General features: G+C 69.5%; 25 protein-coding genes. 14 read left to right on the forward strand and 11 right to left on the reverse strand.

Annotation, left to right across the window (positions count from 1 at the left end; all coding sequences use genetic code 11):
• Window positions 1–40 precede the first annotated feature (40 nt).
• From BWO91_RS03005 to BWO91_RS03025, 5 genes are read left to right on the forward strand one after another with little or no spacing between them, the layout of a single operon-like run.
• Entirely contained in the window at window positions 41–913 is an 873-nt protein-coding gene (locus BWO91_RS03005) for an ABC transporter ATP-binding protein (protein WP_064297070.1), read from the forward strand.
• Window positions 910–1,725, forward strand: a complete 816-nt coding sequence (locus BWO91_RS03010; RefSeq protein WP_079001135.1) for an ABC transporter ATP-binding protein — start codon at window positions 910–912, stop codon at window positions 1,723–1,725. Before BWO91_RS03005 ends, BWO91_RS03010 begins: the two co-directional genes overlap by 4 nt.
• The gene (locus tag BWO91_RS03015; RefSeq protein WP_079001137.1) at window positions 1,722–2,705 is read left to right on the forward strand and encodes an ABC transporter permease; all 984 of its coding nucleotides are present in this window, start codon (window positions 1,722–1,724) and stop codon (window positions 2,703–2,705) included. The genes BWO91_RS03010 and BWO91_RS03015 overlap by 4 nt, the downstream gene beginning before the upstream one ends.
• Window positions 2,706–2,712: 7 nt before the next feature.
• Window positions 2,713–3,759, forward strand: a complete 1,047-nt coding sequence (locus tag BWO91_RS03020; RefSeq protein ID WP_371263812.1) for an ABC transporter permease — start codon at window positions 2,713–2,715, stop codon at window positions 3,757–3,759.
• Complete coding sequence (locus BWO91_RS03025) at window positions 3,756–6,068, forward strand: glycoside hydrolase family 3 N-terminal domain-containing protein (protein ID WP_079001142.1); 2,313 nt, start codon at window positions 3,756–3,758, stop codon at window positions 6,066–6,068. Before BWO91_RS03020 ends, BWO91_RS03025 begins: the two co-directional genes overlap by 4 nt.
• A 72-nt stretch (window positions 6,069–6,140) precedes the next feature.
• Here BWO91_RS03025 and BWO91_RS03030 read toward each other — a convergent pair whose 3' ends face one another.
• From BWO91_RS03030 to BWO91_RS03040, 3 genes are all read right to left on the reverse strand, one after another.
• Window positions 6,141–6,443 carry a hypothetical protein gene (locus BWO91_RS03030; RefSeq protein ID WP_064297075.1) on the reverse strand — a complete coding sequence of 101 codons (303 nt, stop codon included), beginning with the start codon at window positions 6,441–6,443 and terminating at the stop codon, window positions 6,141–6,143.
• Between the two features lie 180 nt (window positions 6,444–6,623).
• A complete protein-coding gene (locus BWO91_RS03035) occupies window positions 6,624–6,890 on the reverse strand; it encodes a hypothetical protein (protein ID WP_153303368.1) in 267 nt (88 codons plus the stop codon).
• Window positions 6,887–7,207: a hypothetical protein gene (locus tag BWO91_RS03040; protein ID WP_064297077.1), complete on the reverse strand. Its 321-nt coding sequence runs from the start codon at window positions 7,205–7,207 to the stop codon at window positions 6,887–6,889. Before BWO91_RS03040 ends, BWO91_RS03035 begins: the two co-directional genes overlap by 4 nt.
• Window positions 7,208–7,398: 191 nt before the next feature.
• Between BWO91_RS03040 and BWO91_RS03045 the strand changes: the two genes are divergently transcribed.
• Window positions 7,399–7,962 (forward strand): Dps family protein, encoded by a 564-nt coding sequence (locus BWO91_RS03045; RefSeq protein ID WP_071261759.1) that lies wholly within the window; start codon window positions 7,399–7,401, stop codon window positions 7,960–7,962.
• Between the two features lie 70 nt (window positions 7,963–8,032).
• Here the strand turns inward: BWO91_RS03045 and BWO91_RS20405 are convergent, their stop codons facing one another.
• Window positions 8,033–8,161, reverse strand: a complete 129-nt coding sequence (locus tag BWO91_RS20405) for a hypothetical protein (RefSeq protein WP_255376699.1) — start codon at window positions 8,159–8,161, stop codon at window positions 8,033–8,035.
• 117 nt (window positions 8,162–8,278) lie between these two features.
• Here BWO91_RS20405 and BWO91_RS03050 point away from each other — a divergent pair, with 117 nt between their 5' ends.
• Window positions 8,279–9,457, forward strand: coding sequence for a hypothetical protein (locus BWO91_RS03050; RefSeq protein ID WP_079001145.1), 1,179 nt, complete (start codon window positions 8,279–8,281; stop codon window positions 9,455–9,457).
• Window positions 9,458–9,480: 23 nt separating this feature from the next.
• Here the strand turns inward: BWO91_RS03050 and BWO91_RS03055 are convergent, their stop codons facing one another.
• Window positions 9,481–10,203 (reverse strand): SDR family oxidoreductase, encoded by a 723-nt coding sequence (locus tag BWO91_RS03055; RefSeq protein ID WP_205847592.1) that lies wholly within the window; start codon window positions 10,201–10,203, stop codon window positions 9,481–9,483.
• 303 nt (window positions 10,204–10,506) lie between these two features.
• On the opposite strand from BWO91_RS03055, the gene BWO91_RS03060 reads away from it, so the two are divergent.
• Together BWO91_RS03060 and BWO91_RS03065 are read left to right on the forward strand one after the other, a co-directional pair.
• Window positions 10,507–12,291, forward strand: a complete 1,785-nt coding sequence (locus tag BWO91_RS03060; RefSeq protein ID WP_079001148.1) for a glycoside hydrolase family 15 protein — start codon at window positions 10,507–10,509, stop codon at window positions 12,289–12,291.
• Window positions 12,292–12,476: 185 nt separating this feature from the next.
• The gene (locus BWO91_RS03065; RefSeq protein ID WP_079001150.1) at window positions 12,477–13,373 is read left to right on the forward strand and encodes an SDR family oxidoreductase; all 897 of its coding nucleotides are present in this window, start codon (window positions 12,477–12,479) and stop codon (window positions 13,371–13,373) included.
• A 95-nt stretch (window positions 13,374–13,468) separates the two neighbouring features.
• Here BWO91_RS03065 and BWO91_RS03070 read toward each other — a convergent pair whose 3' ends face one another.
• Genes BWO91_RS03070 through BWO91_RS03080 form a run of 3 tightly spaced genes read right to left on the reverse strand, consistent with a single transcriptional unit; the run spans window position 13,469 to window position 15,235 of the window.
• Window positions 13,469–14,548 carry a YihY/virulence factor BrkB family protein gene (locus BWO91_RS03070; RefSeq protein ID WP_240555660.1) on the reverse strand — a complete coding sequence of 360 codons (1,080 nt, stop codon included), beginning with the start codon at window positions 14,546–14,548 and terminating at the stop codon, window positions 13,469–13,471.
• Window positions 14,541–14,783 carry a DUF3618 domain-containing protein gene (locus BWO91_RS03075; protein WP_064297084.1) on the reverse strand — a complete coding sequence of 81 codons (243 nt, stop codon included), beginning with the start codon at window positions 14,781–14,783 and terminating at the stop codon, window positions 14,541–14,543. The genes BWO91_RS03070 and BWO91_RS03075 overlap by 8 nt, the downstream gene beginning before the upstream one ends.
• Entirely contained in the window at window positions 14,780–15,235 is a 456-nt protein-coding gene (locus BWO91_RS03080) for a phage holin family protein (protein ID WP_079001152.1), read from the reverse strand. The genes BWO91_RS03075 and BWO91_RS03080 overlap by 4 nt, the downstream gene beginning before the upstream one ends.
• Before the next feature lie 167 nt (window positions 15,236–15,402).
• Here BWO91_RS03080 and BWO91_RS03085 point away from each other — a divergent pair, with 167 nt between their 5' ends.
• Both BWO91_RS03085 and BWO91_RS03090 read left to right on the forward strand, forming a co-directional pair.
• A complete protein-coding gene (locus BWO91_RS03085; protein WP_079001154.1) occupies window positions 15,403–16,317 on the forward strand; it encodes a VOC family protein in 915 nt (304 codons plus the stop codon).
• Window positions 16,314–16,946 (forward strand): alpha/beta hydrolase, encoded by a 633-nt coding sequence (locus BWO91_RS03090; protein WP_079001156.1) that lies wholly within the window; start codon window positions 16,314–16,316, stop codon window positions 16,944–16,946. The genes BWO91_RS03085 and BWO91_RS03090 overlap by 4 nt, the downstream gene beginning before the upstream one ends.
• Window positions 16,947–16,950: 4 nt before the next feature.
• On the opposite strand, the gene BWO91_RS03095 is transcribed toward BWO91_RS03090, so the two are convergent.
• The gene (locus BWO91_RS03095; RefSeq protein ID WP_079001158.1) at window positions 16,951–17,415 is read right to left on the reverse strand and encodes an Lrp/AsnC family transcriptional regulator; all 465 of its coding nucleotides are present in this window, start codon (window positions 17,413–17,415) and stop codon (window positions 16,951–16,953) included.
• A gap of 106 nt (window positions 17,416–17,521) precedes the next feature.
• Here BWO91_RS03095 and BWO91_RS03100 point away from each other — a divergent pair, with 106 nt between their 5' ends.
• The 3 genes from BWO91_RS03100 (at window position 17,522) to BWO91_RS03110 (ending at window position 19,313) form a co-directional block, all read left to right on the forward strand.
• The gene (locus BWO91_RS03100; RefSeq protein ID WP_079001160.1) at window positions 17,522–17,995 is read left to right on the forward strand and encodes a DUF2000 domain-containing protein; all 474 of its coding nucleotides are present in this window, start codon (window positions 17,522–17,524) and stop codon (window positions 17,993–17,995) included.
• Between the two features lie 59 nt (window positions 17,996–18,054).
• The gene (locus BWO91_RS03105) at window positions 18,055–18,753 is read left to right on the forward strand and encodes a Pr6Pr family membrane protein (RefSeq protein WP_079001162.1); all 699 of its coding nucleotides are present in this window, start codon (window positions 18,055–18,057) and stop codon (window positions 18,751–18,753) included.
• 74 nt (window positions 18,754–18,827) lie between these two features.
• Window positions 18,828–19,313 carry an SRPBCC family protein gene (locus BWO91_RS03110; protein WP_079001164.1) on the forward strand — a complete coding sequence of 162 codons (486 nt, stop codon included), beginning with the start codon at window positions 18,828–18,830 and terminating at the stop codon, window positions 19,311–19,313.
• A gap of 7 nt (window positions 19,314–19,320) precedes the next feature.
• Here the strand turns inward: BWO91_RS03110 and BWO91_RS03115 are convergent, their stop codons facing one another.
• Both BWO91_RS03115 and BWO91_RS03120 read right to left on the reverse strand, forming a co-directional pair.
• The gene (locus tag BWO91_RS03115; protein ID WP_079001166.1) at window positions 19,321–20,073 is read right to left on the reverse strand and encodes a YqjF family protein; all 753 of its coding nucleotides are present in this window, start codon (window positions 20,071–20,073) and stop codon (window positions 19,321–19,323) included.
• Complete coding sequence (locus BWO91_RS03120) at window positions 20,070–21,278, reverse strand: FAD-dependent monooxygenase (protein WP_079001168.1); 1,209 nt, start codon at window positions 21,276–21,278, stop codon at window positions 20,070–20,072. Before BWO91_RS03120 ends, BWO91_RS03115 begins: the two co-directional genes overlap by 4 nt.
• Between the last annotated feature and the right edge of the window lie 113 nt (window positions 21,279–21,391).

A 21,391-nucleotide genomic window follows, 5' to 3' on the forward strand; every position in this document is an offset into this window, starting at 1 on the left:
GCCCCGCACCCTCCTCATCAGCACAGAACGGACTCATGCAGTGACCAACGACGACCTGCTGACGGTGTCCTCCTTCAGCGTCACCTACGACGTGGAACCACCCGTCGAAGCCGTGCGCGACGTCTCGCTCACCCTCCGCCGCGGCGAGATCCTCGGCCTCGCCGGCGAGTCCGGCTGCGGCAAGACCACCCTCGCCTACGGCCTGCAACGGCTCCTCAAACCACCGGCGGTCATCACCGGCGGCACCGCCGTCTTCCACGACGAGTCCGGCGAGGACATCGACCTCGGCCTGCTCGGCGAGGAGGAGATGCGCGCGTTCCGCTGGGACAAGGCCTCCATGGTGTTCCAGGGCGCGATGAACGCCCTCAACCCGGTCACCTCGATCGGTCGGCAGCTCGACGACGTCTTCACCACGCACCGCCGGGGCATGTCGCGAGCCGAACGCCGCGAGGAGGCGGGCAAGCTGCTCGACATCGTCGGGGTCGGCCGCGACCGCCTGAAGTCCTACCCGCACGAGCTCTCCGGCGGCATGCGCCAGCGCGTCATGATCGCGATGGCGCTCGCCCTGAAGCCGCAGCTGATGATCATGGACGAACCGACCACCGCCCTCGACGTGCTCGTGCAGCGCGAGATCCTCCAGCAGATCTCCGAGCTCCGCACCGAGTTCGGGTTCTCGGTCATCTTCATCACCCACGACCTCCCGCTGCTCCTCGAGATCTCCGACCGCATCGCCGTCATGCGCGCCGGTCGGCTCGTCGAGATCGACACGGCGGAACGCATCTACCGACAGGCGAAGGACCCGTACACGCGGAAGCTGCTCGCGTCCTTCCCGAGCCTCACCGGCGAGCGCGGCGACTTCGTCCGCGGGACCAGCGCCGCCACGTCGGCCACCCAGGCAGGAGCGACCGCATGACCACCCTCGAGTTCTCCCACGTGTCGAAGCGCTACCGGGTCCGTGGCTCCGGCCACATGCTCGCGCTCGACGACGTCAGCTTCACCCTGCGGTCCGGCCAGACGCTTGCCCTCGTCGGACAGTCCGGCAGCGGCAAGTCGACCATCGCGAAGATCCTCACCCAGCTGGAACGGGCGACGAGCGGCGACATCCTGCTCGACGGGAAGGCGATCCCGCGTCGTGGTCGTGCACTTCGCCGCTACCGCCAGCAGGTCCGCATGGTCTTCCAGGATCCGTTCGCCTCGCTGAACCCGTCGCACACGATCCGCCACCACCTGGAGCGGCCGTTGCGCCTCGACCACGTCGTCCCCGAGTCCGAGGTCGAGGACGAGGTGCACCGCCTCCTCGAGCGCGTGCAGCTCGACCCCGCCGGCACCATCGACCGTCGGCCTCACGAACTGTCCGGCGGTCAGCGCCAGCGGGTCGCCATCGCCCGTGCGCTCGCGTCGCGTCCGTCCCTCCTCATCGCCGACGAGCCCGTCTCGATGCTCGACGTCTCCATCCGGCTGGGCGTCCTCAACCTCCTGGCCGAGCTGCAGCGCGAGTCGCGACTCGGCGTGCTCTACATCACGCACGACCTCGCGACCGCGCGACACTTCAGCGACGAGATCATGGTCCTGCACCACGGCGAGGTGGTCGAGCGAGGCCCGGCCGACGACGTGATCCTCCGCCCGCAGCACCCCTACACGCTCGCCCTCCGCAACGCGTCGCCCGACCCCGACCGCCACTTCGCGGGCGACGCGCTCTCCGAATCGGCAGGGAGCCGACCATGACCTTCTTCCTCCGTCGCGCCGCCTTCTACGCGTTCACCGCGTGGGCTGCGATCACGATCAACTTCTTCCTGCCACGCATGCTCAAGGGCGACCCCGTCTCGGCGTACATCGCGAAGAACCAGGGCCGCATCAGCCCCGAGGCCGCGGACTCGCTGCGCACCCTGTTCGGACTCGACGCCGACAAGTCGATGCTCGAGCAGTACCTGGACTACTGGCGGTTGCTGTTCTCGGGCGACCTCGGACGGTCCTTCTCGAAGGGCCTCGCACCCGTCACCGACGTGATCGCCGCCGCCCTGCCGTGGACCGTGGGCCTCGTCGGGATCGCGACGATCCTGTCGTTCGTCCTCGGCACCTCCATCGGCGCCCTCATCGGCTGGCGACGCGGCAGTAAGGCGGACTTCATCGTCCCGCTGTCCACCTTCTTCTCGACCGTGCCGTACTTCTGGATGGGCCTCATCGCGATCGCCGTGTTCTCCACCCTCCTCGGCTGGTTCCCCGCCTCCCACGCCTACGGCAAGGGATCGAGGCCTGAGCTCTCGCTCGACTTCATCGGGCAGGTGATCGCGCACGGCTTCCTCCCGGCGGCGACGATCGTGCTCGCCTCGCTCGGCGGCTGGATCCTCGGCATGCGCAACATGATGGTCACCGTCCTCGACGAGGACTACGTGACCGTCGCCCAGGCGAAGGGCCTGCCGACCCGCCGGGTGCTCGTCGACTACGCCGCACGCAACGCCATGCTGCCGCAGCTGTCGAGCTTCGCCCTGTCGCTCGGCTTCATCGTCGGCGGCACGATCGTCATGGAGATGGTCTTCTCCTACCCGGGCGTCGGCAAGCTCCTGCTCGACGCCACGACGGCGAAGGACTACCCGCTCATGCAGGGGCTCTTCCTCGTCATCACCCTCACCGTCCTCGTCGCGAACATCCTGGCCGACGTCGCCTACGCGGTGCTCGACCCCCGCACCCGCCAGATGGAGTCCTGACATGACCATCCCCACCACCGAGGCCCTCGCCACCGCTGAGGCGCCCAAACCGACGCCGGCCGGCCGCTCGGTCGCCGCACGGTTCGCGTCGTCGTTCGCGATGTTCCGGAACGGCAAGTCGATCGCGGGACTCTGCATCCTCGGCTTCTTCGTCCTCGTCGCGGTCTTCGGCGACCTCATCGCGCCGTACGGCCCACTGGAGAAGGACTTCACCGCGCTGCGCCAGGCTCCGTCCGCCGCGCACCTGCTCGGCACCACGCACATGGGCGAGGACGTCCTGAGCCAGCTGATCTACGGCACCCGCGGCGTGCTCCTCGTCGGCTTCCTCGCGGGCATCTTCGCGACGATCATCGCCGTCGCCATCGGCGTCACCGCCGGGTACGTCTCGGGGTTCACGAGCGAGTCGCTGTCCGCGCTGACGAACGTCTTCCTCGTCATCCCGGGTCTCCCGCTCATGATCATCGTGGCGTCCCAGTACGACAACCCGAGCCTGTTCCTCATCGCCGGTGTCCTGGCGCTCACCGGGTGGGCGTGGGGCGGGCGAGTGCTGCGCGCGCAGACGATGTCGCTCCGCAACCGCGATTTCATCCAGGCGGCGAAGGCGAACGGGGAGTCCCTCTTCCGGATCATCACCGTCGAGATGCTGCCGAACCTGACCGCCATCATCGCCTCGAGCTTCGTCGGCACGGTCACCGCGGCAGTGCTCGGGCTCACCACGCTCGCGTTCATCGGTGTCATCCCCATCACGAACCTCAACTGGGGCACCATCCTGTTCTGGGCGCAGCAGAACGGTGCGTTCCCCGACTTCTGGTGGTGGTACGTGCCCGCCGGTGTGTGCATCGCCCTGCTCGGTGTCGCATTGTCGCTCATCAACTTCGGGATCGACGAGTACGTGAACCCGAGGCTCCGCTCGGCTGGCGAGCGCGCCAGGGCCCTCCGCAAGCGCGGCATCAAGCCCGGGGCGAGCGTCACCGCCGTCCGCACCGAGCCGGCCGGCCCGTCCACGATCACCGACACGACCCACACCGAACGCGCTGGAGCGACCGAACGATGAAGACCGACACCACCCGTCACCTCGACGCGGCCCGCTACCTCGACGCCACGCTGCCCATCGCGGCCCGTGTCGACGACCTCGTCGAGCGGATGACCGTCCGGGAGAAGGTCGGCCAGATGATGCAGCTCGACGCCCGCGACGACATCGAGGCGCACGTGCTCGAGACCCACGTCGGCTCGATCCTGCACGCGTCACCGGAGCGTCTCGCGGTCGCCCATGAACTCGTCGGGCGGACGCGACTGCGGATCCCGCTGATCGTGGGGGAGGACTGCATCCACGGTCACTCCTTCCACCTCGGCGCGACGATCTTCCCGACGCAACTGGCCATGGCCGCGAGCTGGGACGCGGGTCTGCTCGAACGGGTCGCCAGGGCCACGGCCGTCGAGGTCGCCGCGACGGGTGTCCACTGGACGTTCTCGCCGGTGCTCTGCATCGCGCGCGACCTCCGCTGGGGCCGCGTCGGCGAGACCTTCGGTGAGGACCCGTTCCTCATCGGTGAGCTGGCCTCCGCGATGGTGCGCGGCTACCAGGGCGACGGACTGTCCGACCCGACCGCCATCCTCGCGACGGCCAAGCACTTCGCCGGCTACTCCGAGACGCAGGGTGGCCGCGACGCGAGCGAGGCCGACATCTCCCCACGCAAACTGCGGTCATGGTTCCTCCCGCCGTTCGAGCGGGTCGCCCGCGAGGGCTGCGCCAGCTTCATGCTCGGCTACCAGTCGATCGACGGGGTGCCGATCACGGTCAACGAGTGGCTGCTGGGCGACGTCCTGCGCGGTGAATGGGGGTACGAGGGGACGCTCATCACCGACTGGGACAACGTGGGCCGCATGGTGTGGGAGCAGCACGTCAGCCCCGACTACGTGCACGCCTCGGCTGCCGCGATCCGCGCCGGCAACGACATGGTGATGACCACCCCTGGCTTCTTCGAGGGCGCCCTGGAAGCGCTCGAGCGCGGCCTGCTCGAGGAGGCCGACCTCGACCGGGCGGTCCGTCGCATCCTCACCCTGAAGTTCGCGCTCGGTCTGTTCGAGCGCCCGCGGCACCCGGACGCCGCGGAGCAGCTCGCGGTGATCGGCTCGCCGGAGCACACCGAGCTCAACCTCGAGACCGCGCGGCGTTCGCTCGTCCTGCTCCGCAACGAGGGCGTGCTGCCGCTCGCCGGCGGCTACCGGGCGGACGAGGCAGGCAGGGCGATCGCGACGTCCGAGGCCGGGCCGCAGCGCATCGCCGTCGTGGGTCCGCTCGCGGACGACGCGCAGATGCAGCTCGGCGACTGGGCGGGTAACTCCGGCCAGGCCGGTTGGCTACCCGACGGCCAGCCGCGCGAGATGATCACCACCGTGGTCGACGGCCTGCGTGCGGTCGCACCCGCCGGGAGCACGGTCATGACGGCGTTCGGAGCGGACATCCTCACGCTCTCGCCCGATCCCGCGGGGGCGACCTTCCCCGACGGCCAGCCGCGTCCACCGCTCGTCACGCCCGCGCGACCGGACGAGGCGCTCATCGCGGAAGCCGTCGCACTGGCCGAGGACGCCGACGTGGTCGTCGCCGTGGTGGGCGACCGCATCGAGCTCGTGGGGGAGGGCCGCTCCACCGCGACACTCGAGCTCATCGGCGCACAGGTGGCCCTGCTCGACGCCCTGGCCGCCACCGGCAAGCCGCTCGTCGTGGTCCTGCTCGCTTCGAAGCCGCTCGTGCTGCCGCCGTCCGCGCTGCACGCCGACGCGATCGTGTGGGCGGCGAGCCCCGGCATGCAGGGTGGCCGCGCGATCGCGGAACTCCTGCTCGGTCTCATCGAGCCGACCGGTCGCCTGCCGATCTCCTTCGCGCGGCACGCCGGCCAGCAGCCGACGTACTACAACCAGATCCGCGGACAGCACGGCGACCGCTACGCCGACCTCACCCAGGAGCCTGCGTTCGCGTTCGGCGACGGGCTGTCCTACTCGAGCGTCGAGTACGGGCAGCCGCGCCTCGACCAGGCCGTCTACGGACGTGACGACACCGTGCGCGCCGAGGTCGAGGTGCACAACAGCGGTTCGCGCTCCGTCCTCGAGACGGTGCAGGTGTACGTCAGCGACCTCGTCACCTCGGTGAGCTGGGCCGACCAGGAGCTGAAGACGTTCCGTCAGGTCGCGATCGAACCGGGCGACACGACGACGGTCACGATCGAACTGCCCGTCGCCGACTGCTCCATCGTCGACGCGCGGGGACGGCGGGTCGTCGAAGCGGGCGAGTTCGAGCTGCGGGTGGGCGGTTCGTCACGGGCCGATGCGCTGCACGCGGTCCGCTTCACGATCTCCGATTGAGCCCTCGAGCACCGGGACCCTCAGGGGGCCGCACGAAGTCCCTCCTGTTTCGTGCGGCACCCGCGGGGCCGATCAGGCCAGTTCTTCGGCGTCCGCTCGAACGGTGACCTCGCCACCGTTGGCGCCGTGCATGAGGTCCTCCAGCAGCGGGCGGTCCATCTCGAACGTCTCATCCGACTCGAAGCTGAACTGCAGCGGGATCGAGGGGTGCAGCCAGAGCGTGACGCGGCCGCGTTCCGTCGAGGTGTCGCGGAGCGTCACCGAGAACGACTCGTTCCGGCGGAGCTTCATGAGGGTGATGGTCTTGACGTGAGCCAGCATCCGGTCCTCGAGGTGGAACCGGTTCTCGCCCGTCCCGTAAACGATCGCGCCCATGTGCTGTACCCTTCTCCGGACCTCCGACGATCGACACGGCGAGATGCGCCGGTGTCGAGCGGCCAGCCTGGAGACCCACTTCAACGTCCGCCGAACAAGTCTAGAAAAGGTGAAATCGTCACGCTGAACTGTTGATTTCCGAGTACCTGCTGCGCTATGCGTGTCCGCTCGGCGAGATGGTCAGGACAGCAGGTCCGGGTCCTGTCCCTCGGGGAGGGCCGAGGACGGGGTGTCCTGAGAATCGCCGTCAGGCGTGCCCATCGCGATACCGATACCGGGACCGATCAGGAGGTTGATGGGCTCCAGCTGTCCTTCGCCGCGGTCGACCTGCAGCCATCGGAACTGCCCGGACGAGATGCTCTCGAGCACCTCGGCGCGGAACTCGTCCGGGTCGGAGACGGCGATCGAGTACGGAAGTCCCTGGTAGACGATCTCCATGCGGCTCATGCGACTTGTCCTGTCCGGCTCGGAGCGGGCTCCGCGATGACCGAGAGGCCGTGGGCGGAGTTCGCCGTGACGTTCAGCGCGTCGATCCACGCGCGGTTGAGGTCGATCGGGACGCTGCCCGAGTACTTGAAGCGCAACGGCACCGAGGGGTGGATCCAGATGACGCTGCGCCCGTCGCCCGCCCGCGGGTCGTCCTTCCAACCGAAGTAGAAGGCCTCGTTCCTGCGGAGCTTCGCACCGATCACGAACTGCAGGTGCGCGAGCAGCCGGTCCTCGAAGGTGATCGAGACCTCAGAACCGTAGATCAGTTTTCCCATGGCGGGCCGTGCTCTCCTCGTCGTGCTTCACGCGGTGTCGCGTCACGCTGTGTCGCTTCACCATAAGTCTCCCGGCTCGGAATTCCCAGCTGACGACCGCGCGGGCGCGAATGGGAGGTGTCGTCGACGATGTCAAGGGCCCCCGGATCGACAGCTTTGGTGCGTAGCCTGCGGTGCAGGAGGTGCTACCAATGGCAACAGCAGAGAAGACCAGCAAGACCGAGAGCACGACCCGATCGGCTCCCGGAGGATCCGGGCCGAAGCCCACCCGTCGGCAGAACGCCGAGAAGGGTTTCGTCGCGTCGAAGGAACTGGACGCCAACATGCAGGCCGTCCTCGTCGACCTCATCGAGCTGTCGATCCAGGGCAAGCAGGCGCACTGGAACGTCGTCGGACGCAACTTCCGCGACACGCACCTGCAGCTGGACGAGATCATCGACGCGGCCCGTGAGTTCAGCGACACCGTCGCCGAGCGCATGCGTGCCCTGCACGCCGTGCCGGACGGACGCAGCGACATCGTGGCCGAGACCACGACGTTGCCCGAGTACCCGCAGGGCGAGATCGACACCTCGGAAACGATCGATCTGATCACCGTCCGACTCGAGGCCGTCGTCGGCACCATGCGCCGCGTCCACGACGAGGTCGATGACGAGGACCCGACGAGCGCGGACATCCTCCACGCGATCATCCAGCAGCTGGAGCAGTTCGCCTGGATGATCAGCGCGGAGAACCGGACGGCGACCCGCAGTCGTTGACCTGGGGCGGCGTCCGACGGCGAATCGTCGTCGGCGCGCCGCCCATCGGGGTCGGATGTCGGTTCGGCGACTACTCGTCGTCGGCGCCGCCACCCGACGCCGTGTCCTCACCGTCAGTGGACTCGGAACCGTCGGAGCCCGAACCGTCGGGGATCTCCTCCGCGTCGGGACGTGAGGATGATGCAGATGCGTTCGTCATGTTCGCTTCCTTCCTGGTTGTCGCCATCGGAGATGACCAGACCCACGCTAGGCCGCCGAGCTGATCGGCGCGTGGGGGTTGACGCTTCGACAGGGCCAGACCACCATGGCGGCTGTGATGAGCGGCGATGAGGTGACCGGACGCAAGACCCCGACGGGGAGCATCCGCACACCGAAGCAACGGGTCGGCGCGTGGATCATGCCCGCGCTGCGTCCGTGGCGCCTCATGCTCGCGCTCAAGGTCGCCATCGCGGCCACCGCGGCCTGGTCCCTCGGCAGCCTGCTCCCGGGCGAGCTCGGAGACTTCTCCTACTACGCCCCGCTCGGCGCCCTCGTCAGCCTCACACCGACGCTCATGGACTCGGTGCGCTCGAGCCTGCAGACCCTCGTCGGTCTGGGCCTCGGCATCGGACTCGCGTGGCTGCTCATCATCTCGCCCGCGCCCGGCTGGGTGTCCGTATCCCTGTCGGTGGGGCTCGGCACACTCCTCGCAGGCTTGCCGGGGCTCGGACAGGGCCGCGACTACGTCCCCATCGCGGCGCTCTTCGTCATCATCATCGGCGGAGCGAACGCCAACGACTTCTCGGTCGGCTACCTCGTGCAGATGGCCCTCGGCGTGCTCGTCGGGCTCCTCGTGAACCTGCTCATCATGCCGCCGCTGTTCGTCCGCGAGTCGGCAGCCGGGATCTCGGCCGCGAGGTCACGGATGGTCGGTGCGCTCCGGAGCATGTCGGACACCCTCCGATCCGAGTCGGCACCGACCCCGGACGACCCGCCGTCCTGGGACAGCTCGCTGCTCGCCATCCGGCACGACGTCGACGCCGCGCGCGGGCTGATGAAAGATGCCGCGGAGAGCCGCCGGGCCAACCCGCGCACGCGGTGGAACCGGCACGACTTCCGCGGGGACGAGGGGGCGCTCGCCGCCCTCGAACGGATCGCGCCGGTGGTCGTGGAGATCGGTGACGCCCTGCGTGCGGCGCTCTGGGGGATCCCGGTGCCGGTCGACCTCGACGAGGGCGTCCGGAGCGCACTCGCCGGTGCGATCGACGCCTCGGCCGACCTCGTCGAGGCCGCCATCGACGACGAGCGTCTCTCCGAGGCGTTGCGTGCCTCCGACCGGGCGCTGACGATGCTGCGTCGGGCGGTCCGATCGGCCCACACGGGCGCGAACGGTGCGGCCGGTCGGGAGCCGGACGACGACGACCCGGCGGAGGATGCGGGCGGCGAGAACCTGCTGTTCGCGCTGCGCCGCATCCACGCCGAGATCGAGCGCTCGGAGCGGTCGCCAGACGCCTGAGCGGCGCCCGTCGCGCCCGGTCCTCAGAGGATCGGCTTGCCGCCGGTCACCGCGATCACGGCGCCCGAGATGTAGCTCCCCTCGTCCGAGGCGAGCAGCACGTAGGGCGGTGCGACCTCTGCGGGCTGTCCCGGACGCCCGAGCGGGGTGTCCGTCCCGAAGGACTCGACCGTCTCGGGCGGCATCGTCGACGGGATCAGGGGTGTCCAGATCGGGCCGGGGGCGACCGCGTTCACGCGGATCCCGTCGCCGCCGAGCAGCTGGGCGAGCGAAGCGGTCATGCTCGCGAGCCCAGCCTTGGTCATGGCGTACGGCATGAGCTGCGGCGACGGCGAGTCGGCTTGCACCGAGCTCGTCGCGATGATCGAGGATCCCGGAGCCATGTGCGGGACCGCCGCCTTGCTCAGGTGGAAGAACGCACTGAGGTTCGTCGCGAGCGTGTGGTCCCACTCCTCGTCCGGGATCTCGGCCAGGCTCTCCCGGGTCATCTGGTACGCGGCGTTGCTCACGAGGATGTCGACCTTGCCGAAGCGCGCCACCGTCGCGCGGACGATCTCGCGGCAGTGCTCCGGGCTCGTCAGGTCACCGCCGATGCGGAGCGCGCTCCGGCCGGCCTCCTCGACCCAGCGCACCGTGTCCGCGGCGTCCTCGTCCTCGTCGAGGTAGCTGACGACGACGTCCGCCCCTTCGCGGGCGTAGGCGATCGCGACGGCCTTCCCGATGCCGCTGTCGCCGCCGGTGATGATGGCGACCTTGCCCTCGAGCTTGCCGGAACCCCGGTAGCTGGACTCGCCGTGATCGGCCTGCGGGGTGAGTTCACCTTAGGTGCCGGGCGGCTGCTGCTGCTGAGCGGGCTGGTTCATGGTGTTCCTCCCTGTGCTGCTGTGCGTGCCAGCATGCTGTGGTTGCGGTCCGTCCACCCAAGCCGATCCGGGTGATCCGCCTCCAGGGGTTGACGCCCGCCCGGCACCGGGCGTCCCGTGCTAGCAGCCGCGTGCCGGGGCCGCCAGCCCCGGCGATTCGGAGGCGCGGCTCGTAGGGTGAATCGCATGACCGCAGCTGGCGAGGATCTCCGTTCGTACGCACCGATCGGGGACGGCCGCACCGTCGCCCTCATCGGACTCCGTGGCCAGGTCGACTGGCTGCCGATCCCGGACCTCGGGTCCATGCCGGTGTTCGCCCGGCTGCTCGACGACGACTCCGGCGGATGCATCGAGCTCGAGCCGGTCGGCGAGTACACCGTCACGAGGCGCTACGTGTCCGGCACCAATGTGCTGCGCACGACCTTCACGACCGAGCACGGGCGCGCGACGATCACGGACGCACTCGTCACGGGTATCGCGGGCCGCCTGCCCTGGGCCGAACTCGCGCGCCGGATCGACGGCGTCTCAGGCAGCGTCGAGTTCACCTGGCGCGTCCGTCCCGGGACGGCGCTCGGGACGGCCTCGCCGTGGATCGAGGACAGCACACGGGGCCCCATCATCCGGTCGGGCGCGACGACGATCGCGGTGGTCGGCGACGAGTACGGGCCGAACGAGGTCGAGGTCGATGGATCGATGCCGACGGAGCTCTCGGGCCGGTTCACGACCAGCGAGGACTCCCGGCATCTCCTGATCGTCGTCGCCACCCACGGCGAGCCGATCCATCTGCCCGTGCCTGCCAACGTCGACGTGGGCATCGACCGCACGATCGACAACTGGCGGGCCTGGTCCCGGGCGTTCTCCTACGAGGGACCGTGGGCGAATCAGGTGCAGCGCAGCGCGCTCGCCCTGAAACTGCTCATCTTCAGCCCCACCGGGGCCATCGCCGCCGCCGCCACGACGTCACTGCCGGAGAACCCGCGCGGGGCCAAGAACTGGGACTACCGCTTCGCCTGGGTGCGGGACCTCGCGTACACCGCGCATGCGCTCGTCCGCTTCGGTCTCCGCGAGGAGACGCACGCCGCCGTGTCGTGGCTGCTGCGCACCATCCGCGAGAACGGGCCGGAGCTGCACATCTTCTACGGACTCGAGGGCGGTGTGCCCGACGGGGTCGTCGAGCACGACGTCGCCGGCTGGCGCGGCATCGGACCGGTGGTGAGTGGGAACCCCGCCCAGGGGCAATTGCAGCTCGGCGTCTACGGCGACCTCTTCGCGATCTGCCGCACCTACGTCGACGCCGGCAACGTCCTCGACGTGGAGACCGGTCGTCTCCTCGCCGAGGTCGCCGACCGCACCTGCAACCTGTGGCGGAATCGCGACGCAGGCATGTGGGAGCTGCCCCAGGAGGAGCACTACGTCTCGTCCAAGATGGGCTGCTGGCAGGCCCTCGGCGATGCGGTGCACCTGGCGGAGCTCGGGCAGGTCGCCGGCAGTGCCGATCGCTGGCGCGCCGAGCAGACCCGGATCCGCGAGTGGATCGACGAGCACGGGTGGAACGAGGAACGCGGGGCGTACGTGATGTTCCCCGGGAGCGACGATCTCGACGCCTCGGTGCTGCTGCATGCGATGAGCGGATTCGACCGTGGTGACCGCATGTCGTCGACGATCGACGCGCTCACGGACGAACTCGGCGAGGGGGCCCTGCTCTACCGGTACTCGGGCGTGCAGCAGGAGGAGTACACCTTCGTCGCCTGCGCGTTCTGGCGGGCCTCCGCGCTCGCGTGCGTCGGCCGTCACGACGAGGCGATCGCGGCCATGGACGAACTCGTCGGCCTGACCAACGACGTCGGGATCCTCGCCGAGATGATCGATCCCGCCGACGGTGCGCACTGGGGCAACCTGCCGCAGGCGTTGAGTCACCTCGCGCTCATCAACGCGGCCCTCACGATCAAGGAGCTCACCGGGGAGGAGTGAAGTCCCCGGTCCCTGAGTCTGCACCCCGGTCCCTGAGCTTGTCGAAGGGCGGACCTTGCGCGGATACCCGGCAGCCTCCGAGAACGCAAGCCCCGGGGTCACACCGGTCGCGGTCCGTAGCGTTGCAACCACTCGGCCACGATCCGATCCACGCCGAACACCCACTGAACGAGAGGACCATCACCATGGCCGACGACCAGTACACCTTCACCGACCCGGCGAAGCTCTACGCCCACATCTCCGCGGAGAAGCAGCACCAGCCCGAGCCCGGCCTCGACGCGAAGCTCGACCCGAAGGCCGACCTCGGCGAGGAGAGCTACCGCGGCACCGGCCGGCTCACCGGCCGCAAGGCGCTCATCACCGGTGGCGATTCCGGCATCGGGGCCGCCACCGCGATCGCCTTCGCCCGCGAAGGTGCCTCCGTGGCCCTGTCCTACCTCCCGGAGGAGGAAGAGGACGCGCAGCGCATCGCCGGCATCGTCCGCGACGCCGGCGTCACCGTCCTCACCCTGCCGGGCGACCTGCGCGACCCGTCCTACTGCCGCGACCTCGTCGCGCAGACGGTCGAGAGCCTCGGAGGACTCGACATCCTCGTGAACAACGGCGGCAAGCAGATGTTCAACGAGGACCTCACCACCCTCACGGACGAGCAGTTCGACGACACCTTCAAGACCAACGTCTACGCGATGTTCTGGCTCTCGAAGGCCGCCCTCCCGCACCTGCCGGCCGGCTCGTCGATCATCAACACGACCTCGATCCAGGCGTACTCGCCGTCGGACATCCTCGTTGACTACGCGTCGACCAAGGCGACCATCAACGCCTTCACGAAGGCGCTGGCGCAGCAGCTCGCACCCAAGGGCATCCGCGTCAACGCGGTCGCGCCCGGCCCGATCTGGACGCCGCTCCAGGTGTCGGACGGTCAGCCGCAGGACAAGATCGCCGAGTTCGGCGAGGACACCCCGCTCGGCCGCATGGGCCAGCCTGCCGAGCTCGCGCCCGCCTACGTGTTCCTCGCGTCGGCGGAGTCGAGCTACGTGCTCGGTGAGACCCTGAACGTCAACGGCGGTATGCCCACGCCGTAACCCCGTCCCACCCCACAGCAGCCCGCGAACTGTCAGTTCCGGCTAGTCCGACGCCGTTCGACTAGCTTGTTCTGACAGTTCGCGGGCTGTTTTGGTCAGTCCGTGCGGTCCGCCGCGCGTCGGACACGACGGCCCTCGAGGGCGTCCTTCGCGTCGCGGTCGGCGAGCGCCTTGATCGCGGCGTCCGAGCGCAGGGGCAGCTGCAGCTCCTGCTCCGCGGCGACACCCGAGGCGAGCTGGCGGCCACGCTGGATCTCGATGTCGAGCTGGGCACCGAACAGCAGTGCGAGGTTCGCGATCCAGATCCACAGCAGGAAGATGATGATGCCGGCGAGCGAGCCGTAGGTGGCGTCGTAGTTGCTGAAGTTGGCGATGTAGAAGCCGAACCCGACGGAGGCGATGAGCAGGATCAGGAGAGCGGTGAGCGCCCCGATGCTGATCCAACGGAACTTCTCCGGCTTGATGTTCGGCGTCGCGGAGTACAGCACGGCGATGACGAAGACGAGCGCTGCGGCCATGACCGGCCACTTCGCGATCGACCAGACCGTGAGGCCCGTCTCACCGAGACCGACCGCCTGTCCGATGGCCTGCGCGACCGGGCCGGACACGATGAGTGCGAGGGCGATCACCGAGATGACGAGGAGGACGACGAGGGTCACGCCGAGCTGCGTCGGACGCAGGGACCAGATCTTGCGTCCCTCCTCGACCCCGTACATGCGGTTGAGCGCGCGACCGAAGCCGCCCACGTAGCCGGATGCCGACCACACGGCGCCGGCGATACCGGCGATGAGGGCGAAGCCGATCGCCGGTGACTCGACGAACTGGTTCACCGCGTCGGTCAGGAAGCCGAGGCTGTCGCCCGGGGCGAGGTTGCCGACGATCTCGAGGAGGGCGTCGGTGCCGTTGCGGCTCTGTCCGAAGAGGCCGAGGATCGAGACGAGCGCGAGGACGGCCGGGAACAGCGACAGGATCGCGAAGTAGGTGAGCCCTGCCGCGAGGTCGGTGCACTGGTTCGAGGTGAAGGAGTGCAGCGTCCGCTTCAGGACGTAGCCCCAGGGCACGGGGACGCGCTGCGGCTGCATCGTCTCCTCGGCGTCATCCGCGTGACGGTCCTTCGGATCGTCGGGCTGGCTCGCCTCGACGCGGTCCTGGCGCTGCTTGGTGGGTTCAGACACGGTGCCCTCGGTTCGCACGCCACAGCAGGACGCCGGCGCCGACGACCGCCACCGAGGCGACGACGATGGCGGTGGTGCGCAGGTGGTAGGCCACGGCGGTGCGGACGTCGAACTTCTGGAAGAGGAGGTCGAGCGTCTGTGCGAGGTGCTCACGCGTCTGCTCGACGTCGAGCTGCAGGGTGTTCAGCCCGGCGCCCTCGGGGGGAGTGGGGCGGGCGAGATCCTGGTCGCTCATGCTGCGGCCTCCTTGGTGTCGTGCTTCGAGTCGTGCTGCTGGTGCTCTGCGAGGTGGTCGCCGGTGAGGGCTTCGACACTGCGCTCGGGAACGGGCTTCGCGCCGGCCTTGAGCTTCTTGACGCCGACGAGCGACAGGATCCCGGCGACGAGGATGAGGACGACGCCGACGATGAGGGCGGCGAGCCAGGCGGGGAGTACGGTGGCGAGTCCGAGGACGGCGGCCGCGATGAGCGTCCCGAAGCCGAAGAGCACGAGCACCAGGGCGACGACGAGCATTCCCGCGCCGATCCCGAGGTCCTTGGCCTTCTTCGTCATCTCCGCCTTGAACAGGGCGATCTCGCCGGTGACCAGGCGGACGACGTCCTCGCGGAGGTCGTTGAGGAGGGTCTTCATGGGAGGAAGTCCGCGGCGACTCCGTCTGCGGTCGGCCGCGCTGCTGGCATCGGTCATGTGAGCACTCTTCTCGTTGTGGCCCTCCAGCCCACACCCCTCGCGCGCGCGAGACAAGGGCTTGACAGGCGTGTCGGCCGATCGCGGAATACGACGACCCTGAATTGGTTACATCTACAAGTAAACGGGGTAGCCTGTACCGACCCCATCACCCGATCGGAGACCGAATGTCCGCTGTGCTCGACGAGCGTCTGCTCGCCCCGGAGACGTCGATGGGCGCGGTCACGCTCCGCGTCGGCGACCTCGACCTCATGTCCGGCTACTACGCCAACGCCTTCGCGATGGAGCCGCTCGAGGAGCGCAGCCGTGCCCGCGAGGTGCACCGGGTGCTCGGTCGTGGCGACACCCCGCTCGTGCGACTCGTGCACACGCCGGACCTGCCGGCCGTCGACCGGCGGCAGGCCGGCCTGTTCCACACGGCGTTCCTGTTCGAGGACGAATCGAGTCTCTCGGCGACGGTCTATCGGGCCGCGCAGGATCCCCGCGGACAGTTCGTCGGGTCGAGCGACCACTTCGTGAGCGAGGCGTTCTACTTCACCGACCCGGAGGGGAACGGCGTGGAGCTGTACACGGACCGCCCGCGCAGCGGCTGGGTGCGCTCAGGCGACCAGATCGCCATGACCACCACGTACCTCGACCCGAACGCCTACCTGCAGCGGCACCTCACGGAGGAGGCCCTCGGCGCCGGGCCGTCGTTGGCCGGTGCCGTCGGGCACGTGCACCTGCAGGTCGGCAACCTCCAGACCGCCAGGGCCTTCTACGTCGACGCGCTCGGATTCGAGACGACGCAGACCGAGTACCCCGGCGCGATCTTCGCCTCCGCCGGCGGGTACCACCACCACATCGCGATGAACGTCTGGAACAGCCAGGGCGCCGGTCCCCGCGCGGCCGCCCTCGGCCTCGGCGACGTGTCGATCACCGTCCCCGACCTCGCGAACCTCGATACGCTGGCCGCGAGGCTGCGCGCCCGCACGATCCCCTTCGACGCGGACGGTCGTTCCGTGACCGTCTCCGACCCGTGGGGGACCCGCGTGTCCGTGGCCCTACCCGACCTGTCGACCGAGGAGCTGCTGTCCCGATGACCACCGCACTGCGCGACGTCCGTTCCGCCGACTGGGCCGACGCCGCGTCGTCCGCTCCGGTTGTCGCGGTGCTCCTCCACGGCTACGGCTCGAACGAGCACGACCTCACCGGCCTCGTCGGGCCCCTCGCGCTCGGCACGCCCTGGGTGTCGCTGCGCGCGCCGCTCCAGATGGGACACGGCGGGGCGGCCTGGTTCGAGATCACGACGCCGGGCGACCCGGACCCGGAGCCGATCGCCCGCGCAACGGACGCCGTCTGGGGCTGGATCGACGAACACGTGTCGGCTGAGGCGCGCATCGTGCCCATCGGTTTCTCGCAGGGCGGCTTCATGGCTTCGCAGCTGCTGCGCACCCGACCCGAGCGGGTCGTGGCGCCGGTGATCCTCGCCGGCTTCGTCCTGAGTGCACCACAGCCCGGCGACGAGGTGCTGGCGGCGACGAAGCCCGCGGTGTTCTGGGGACGGGGTCTCGAGGACCGGGTCATCGCCGCGCCGGCCGTCGCGTGGACCGCCGCCTGGTTGCCGCTGCACACGACGCTCACCGAGCGCACCTATCCGGGGCTCGCCCACGGGATCCACCAGGCCGAGATCGACGACGTCCGCGGGTTCCTCGAGGCGCACACCGGCTGATCGTTCAGGTCTCGGGTTCCGCAGGCATCACCACCTGCGGTCGCACGTGCTCGTAGACGACGCTCGTCCGGACGTCCGCGACCTCCTCGCGCTCCGTGAGCTTGTCGATGACGAAGGCGTAGAGCGCGTCGTTGTCGGTGACGGCGACCTGGAGCAGGAAGTCCTCGTTCCCTGAGACGACGAAGACGCCGATGGTCTCGGGGAGGGTGATCGCCCAGCTGCGGAACGCGTCGATGTTGACGCGCGACGGCGGCCGGATCCGGATCGCGATGAGTGCTTGGACGGAGCGACCGAGCGACGGCAGATCGACGTCGAGTCGCGCGCCGCGGATGACGCCGCGGCGGTACAGGCTGCGTGTCCGGTCGAGTGCGGTGGTGGGGGAGACGCCGACCGCGGCCGCGATGTCGCGGTTGGTGCGCCGGGCATCACGTTGCAGTTCGCGCAGGATCGCCGTATCAAGTTCGTCCATGGCGGTGATTCTGCCAGATGCACCGAACGATGTACGGCTGCAATCCGCGCTCCCCTCTGATCGACGTAGCCTGAGGGTCGATTCGCGTACGACATCAGGGAGAGACATGACGGAAGAACAATTCGTCGGCTTCGCGCCGGAGGAGATCGACACGGCGGCGCCCACGCGGTCCGCCCGGCTGAAGTGGGTCGTCGTCGTGCAACAGGATCTTCCGGCCGGTCGTGCCGTGAACGCGGCGGCCTGCGTCGCAGCGGCGATCGGAGCCGGGGTGCAGGGACTCCTCGGACCGGACGCCGTCGACGCCGACGGCTCGGCTCATCCCGGACTGCCGTGGGCCGGGTGCAGTGTGTTGTCCGCTCCGGCTGCGCAACTGGCGGCGATCCGGGCCAAGGCGGCGGGGTCGGACGGCGTGCTCGTCGTCGACATGCCGGAGGCGGCCCAGCTCACCCGGGTCTACGACGAGTACCTCGAGGTGGTTGGGGACACCGTGTCGGATGCACTCAACCCGCTGGCCGTCGCCCTGGTCGGGCCGCGCAACCGGGTGGACCGGATCGTCGGGCGACTGCCGCTGTTGGCCTGAAAGCGCACGTGTCAGGGCTTGAGGGAGATGGGGTGCGGCGGGCTGGCTAGGGTTGGCGGGTGAGCACCACCGTCCATCCCACGCAGGTCGCGCCGTCCGCGGCCGTCGTCACCGCCAGCCGTGTGGTCTACCTCCTGATCGCCGTGATCATCGCGATCTCCCTTGTCATCCAGATCGTCCTCGTCATCACCGGCGGCGCCGACGCCCGCTCGGGTGGTGTGGACATGTCCGTCGACCTCGCGACCCGGTTCGCACGCATCTTCAGCGCGTTCACCATCCTCAGCAACCTCATCGTGCTCACCGTGTCCGTCCTGCTGGTGATCGACCCCCTGCGTGACGGCCGGCTGTGGCGGGTGGCGCGGCTCGACGCCCTGCTCAGCATCGTCATCACCGGCATCGTCTACGCGGTGGTCCTCGCGCCGCAGGTGAACCTCACGGGGTGGGCGCTCGTCATCACGATCGGGTTCCACTACCTCTCGCCGTGGCTCACGCTCGGTGCCTGGCTCGTGTTCGGTCCGCGTCCGCGCTTCACCTGGATCACCGTCGCCTGGGCGTTCCTCTGGCCGCTCGCCTGGGTGGTCTTCACCTTCATCCGTGGCGGCATCACCGGCTGGTACCCCTACCCCTTCCTCGATGCGACGCAGCTCGGCTTCGACGGTGCCGTCCGGAACGCGCTCATGGTGCTCGTCGTCGCGATCGTGTTCGCCGTGCTGCTCAAGCTCGTCGACCGGGTGCTGCCCGCCACGCTCCGCCGCTGAGGTGCGGGAACTGGTCGCCCGGCAGCGTTCCGGGTGACCACCTGCCTCACTTCGGGGCCGTGTCAGGATGGGGCATGCCCGTCGTCGAATCCCGCTGCACCGTGCCCGTCCCGCCCGATGTCGCGTTCGCGATCTCCCAGACGACGGGCGAAACCCGGATGCGCTGGGACCCGTTCATCCGGCGGCAGCACTTCCTCGACGGCGCGAAGGAGGCCGCCAAGGGCGTCCGCACCTTCACGGTCCAGCGGTTCGGGTTCCGGATGGTCAGCGAATACGTCTCGTACCACCCGCCGACCAACGTCGGCATGAAGATGACGAAGGGCTCATGGTTCTTCGAACGGCTCGCCGGCGGCTGGCGCTTCAGCCCGGTGGACGGCGACGACCAGCGCACCCTCGCCGTCTGGCGCTACAACTTCACGTGCAAGCCGCGGTGGCTGGCACCGATCGCCGAGCGCATCGGTGCGATCGTCCTGCAGCGCGACATCGACCGCCGGATCCGAGGCTTCGCGCGCGGCTGCGAGGACCCCGTGGTGCTCGCCGCGGTCGCTGCAGCGAACTGATCCGGCACTAGCGGGCGAGGAAGGAGCCGATCCCGAACCGGGCGGTCACGCCGGGGCTGAAGAGCACCGAGTCGGGCTCGTGCTCGACGACACCCGGGAGGCCCGCCGCCGCGCAGAGCTCGTCGCGCAACGACGTGACGCGAGCCGGGTGCAGGACCCAGGGTTCGTGCTCGTTCGGCAACCACTGCGTCCGACCGAAGCGGTTCTGGAAGAGCCCCCACCGCGCCGTCAGGAACTGTGACAGCTCGTCGACGACGGTCGTCGTCCGGTCGACATCGACGCCGAGCTGGAAGCCCGGACCCCGTGTCGTCGGCGACGTGGTAATCCGCCGCGACGCGTACTCCCAGCCGTCGTCCGTCGGCCGTTGCGCGGTCCGCGCCCACCGGTAGGGCAGACCGAACATCGCGCGAGCCGCGAGGACCGCCGGCAGGCTCGACGCCTCGAGTGACCGGAACACGACGCCGCGACGCCCCTGGGCGTCGACCCCGTACAGCCGGACGTTCACCTCGGTGAAGGATCCGCCGATGGGCGACGGTGGTAGCGGACCGATGCGGGCGTCGCCCAACTGGAAGGCGATGAGTCCGACCCAGGTGGAACCGTCGAAGACGTCGGGGACCACCCCTCGTGGGAGCAGTGGCGCGACGGCGTTCGCCGGGACGCGCCAGTGCACGAACGCCAGGTCCCTCCATTCCTGCGCCGCGACGACCGGGCCGGACAGTGCCGGTGCGCTCGAGGCGATCGGCCTGGGCTCGCCGATCATGCCAGGTGTTCGTACTCGGGCAGGTCGATCTTGTCGGCCGGCGGGGAGAACAACTGCGCACCGACGAGCTTCGCCGGCTTCGACCCGGCCACGCGGAGTGCGGTGCGGAAGGCGGCGACGCCGGCCTTCGAGGTCGGATTGGCGAGCTGCGGCGTGCCCGGCGGCAGCGACTGGGCCTGCTCGACGTAGGGGCGCATGATGCGTTCGTACCCGCGGAAGGCGTCCCGGTGGTGCACGTGCGCGGCCAGCTCGCCGGCCAGCACGTAGGCGCCGACGATCGACAGGCTCGTCCCCATGCCGCTGACGGGCGACGCGCACCAGGCCGCGTCGCCGAGCAGCGCGACCCGTCCGGATGCCCAGCGGGGCGTCCTGACCTGGCCGATGGACTCGTAGTAGACGTCGTCGCTGTCGTCGAGGTGCCCGAGGATCCGGTTCGCCTGCCAGGGGAGTCCGACGAAGCGGTTCCGGAGGTGCCGTCGCTGCGCGTCGAGGTCGCGGCGCGCGGGGACGACGCCGTCACCACGGTCGGACGTGACCTCCGTCAACACCGCGCGAGTGGTGCCGTGCCGGTCGGGTCGGAGCGTGACGCTACGGCCGCCGACGCCCGAGTACCACTGCCACCACGGCACGTCGGCGTCGTCGCGCGGAATCGTGAGGTACGTCATCTCGAGCCTGAGGGACCGGGTCACCGCCTCGCCGGGGAAGGCCAGCTCGCGGGTCGACGATCGGATGCCGTCCGCCGCGATCACGAGGTCGAACGCCTCGTCCGCTCCATGCGCGAAGGACACGAGGACCCGTTCGCCGTCGTCGTCGAGGGCCGTGATGTGGTCGCCGTAGCGGTAGGTGGTGGTGCCGTCCGTCGCATCGATGAAGATGCGGGCCAGGTCACCGCGCAGGATCTCGACCTCGGCGGTCGCGCCGTCGGTCTCGGAGTCCGACACCGGGAATTCGGCGATCGTCTCACCGGCGTCGCCGACGAAGCGTGTGCCGCGTTCGCCCGTGGTCGCCTCGCGCGCCGCGTCCTCGAGGCCAGCGCGTCGCAGGACCTCGCGAGCGGCGCCGCGCACGTCGATGTTCTGGCCGCCGTCGCGGAACGCCGGCGCGCGCTCGATCACCGTCGTCTCCCAGCCGTAGCGGTTCATCCAGAAGGCCAGGCCGGGGCCGGCGATGCTGGCTCCGGAGATCAGGACGCGGGGAACGGTCATGGTGGTGCCACCTCTCGAGGAGCGTGGGACTGCCGCTCCGGTTGCCTCCATCATCGCAATCGCCGATCCGAATCCCGCATGGTTGACAGCTCCGGCGGTGCAGGCGTCACCCG

This window comes from Plantibacter flavus, from assembly GCF_002024505.1.
GTDB classification, from domain to species: domain Bacteria; phylum Actinomycetota; class Actinomycetes; order Actinomycetales; family Microbacteriaceae; genus Plantibacter; species Plantibacter flavus_A.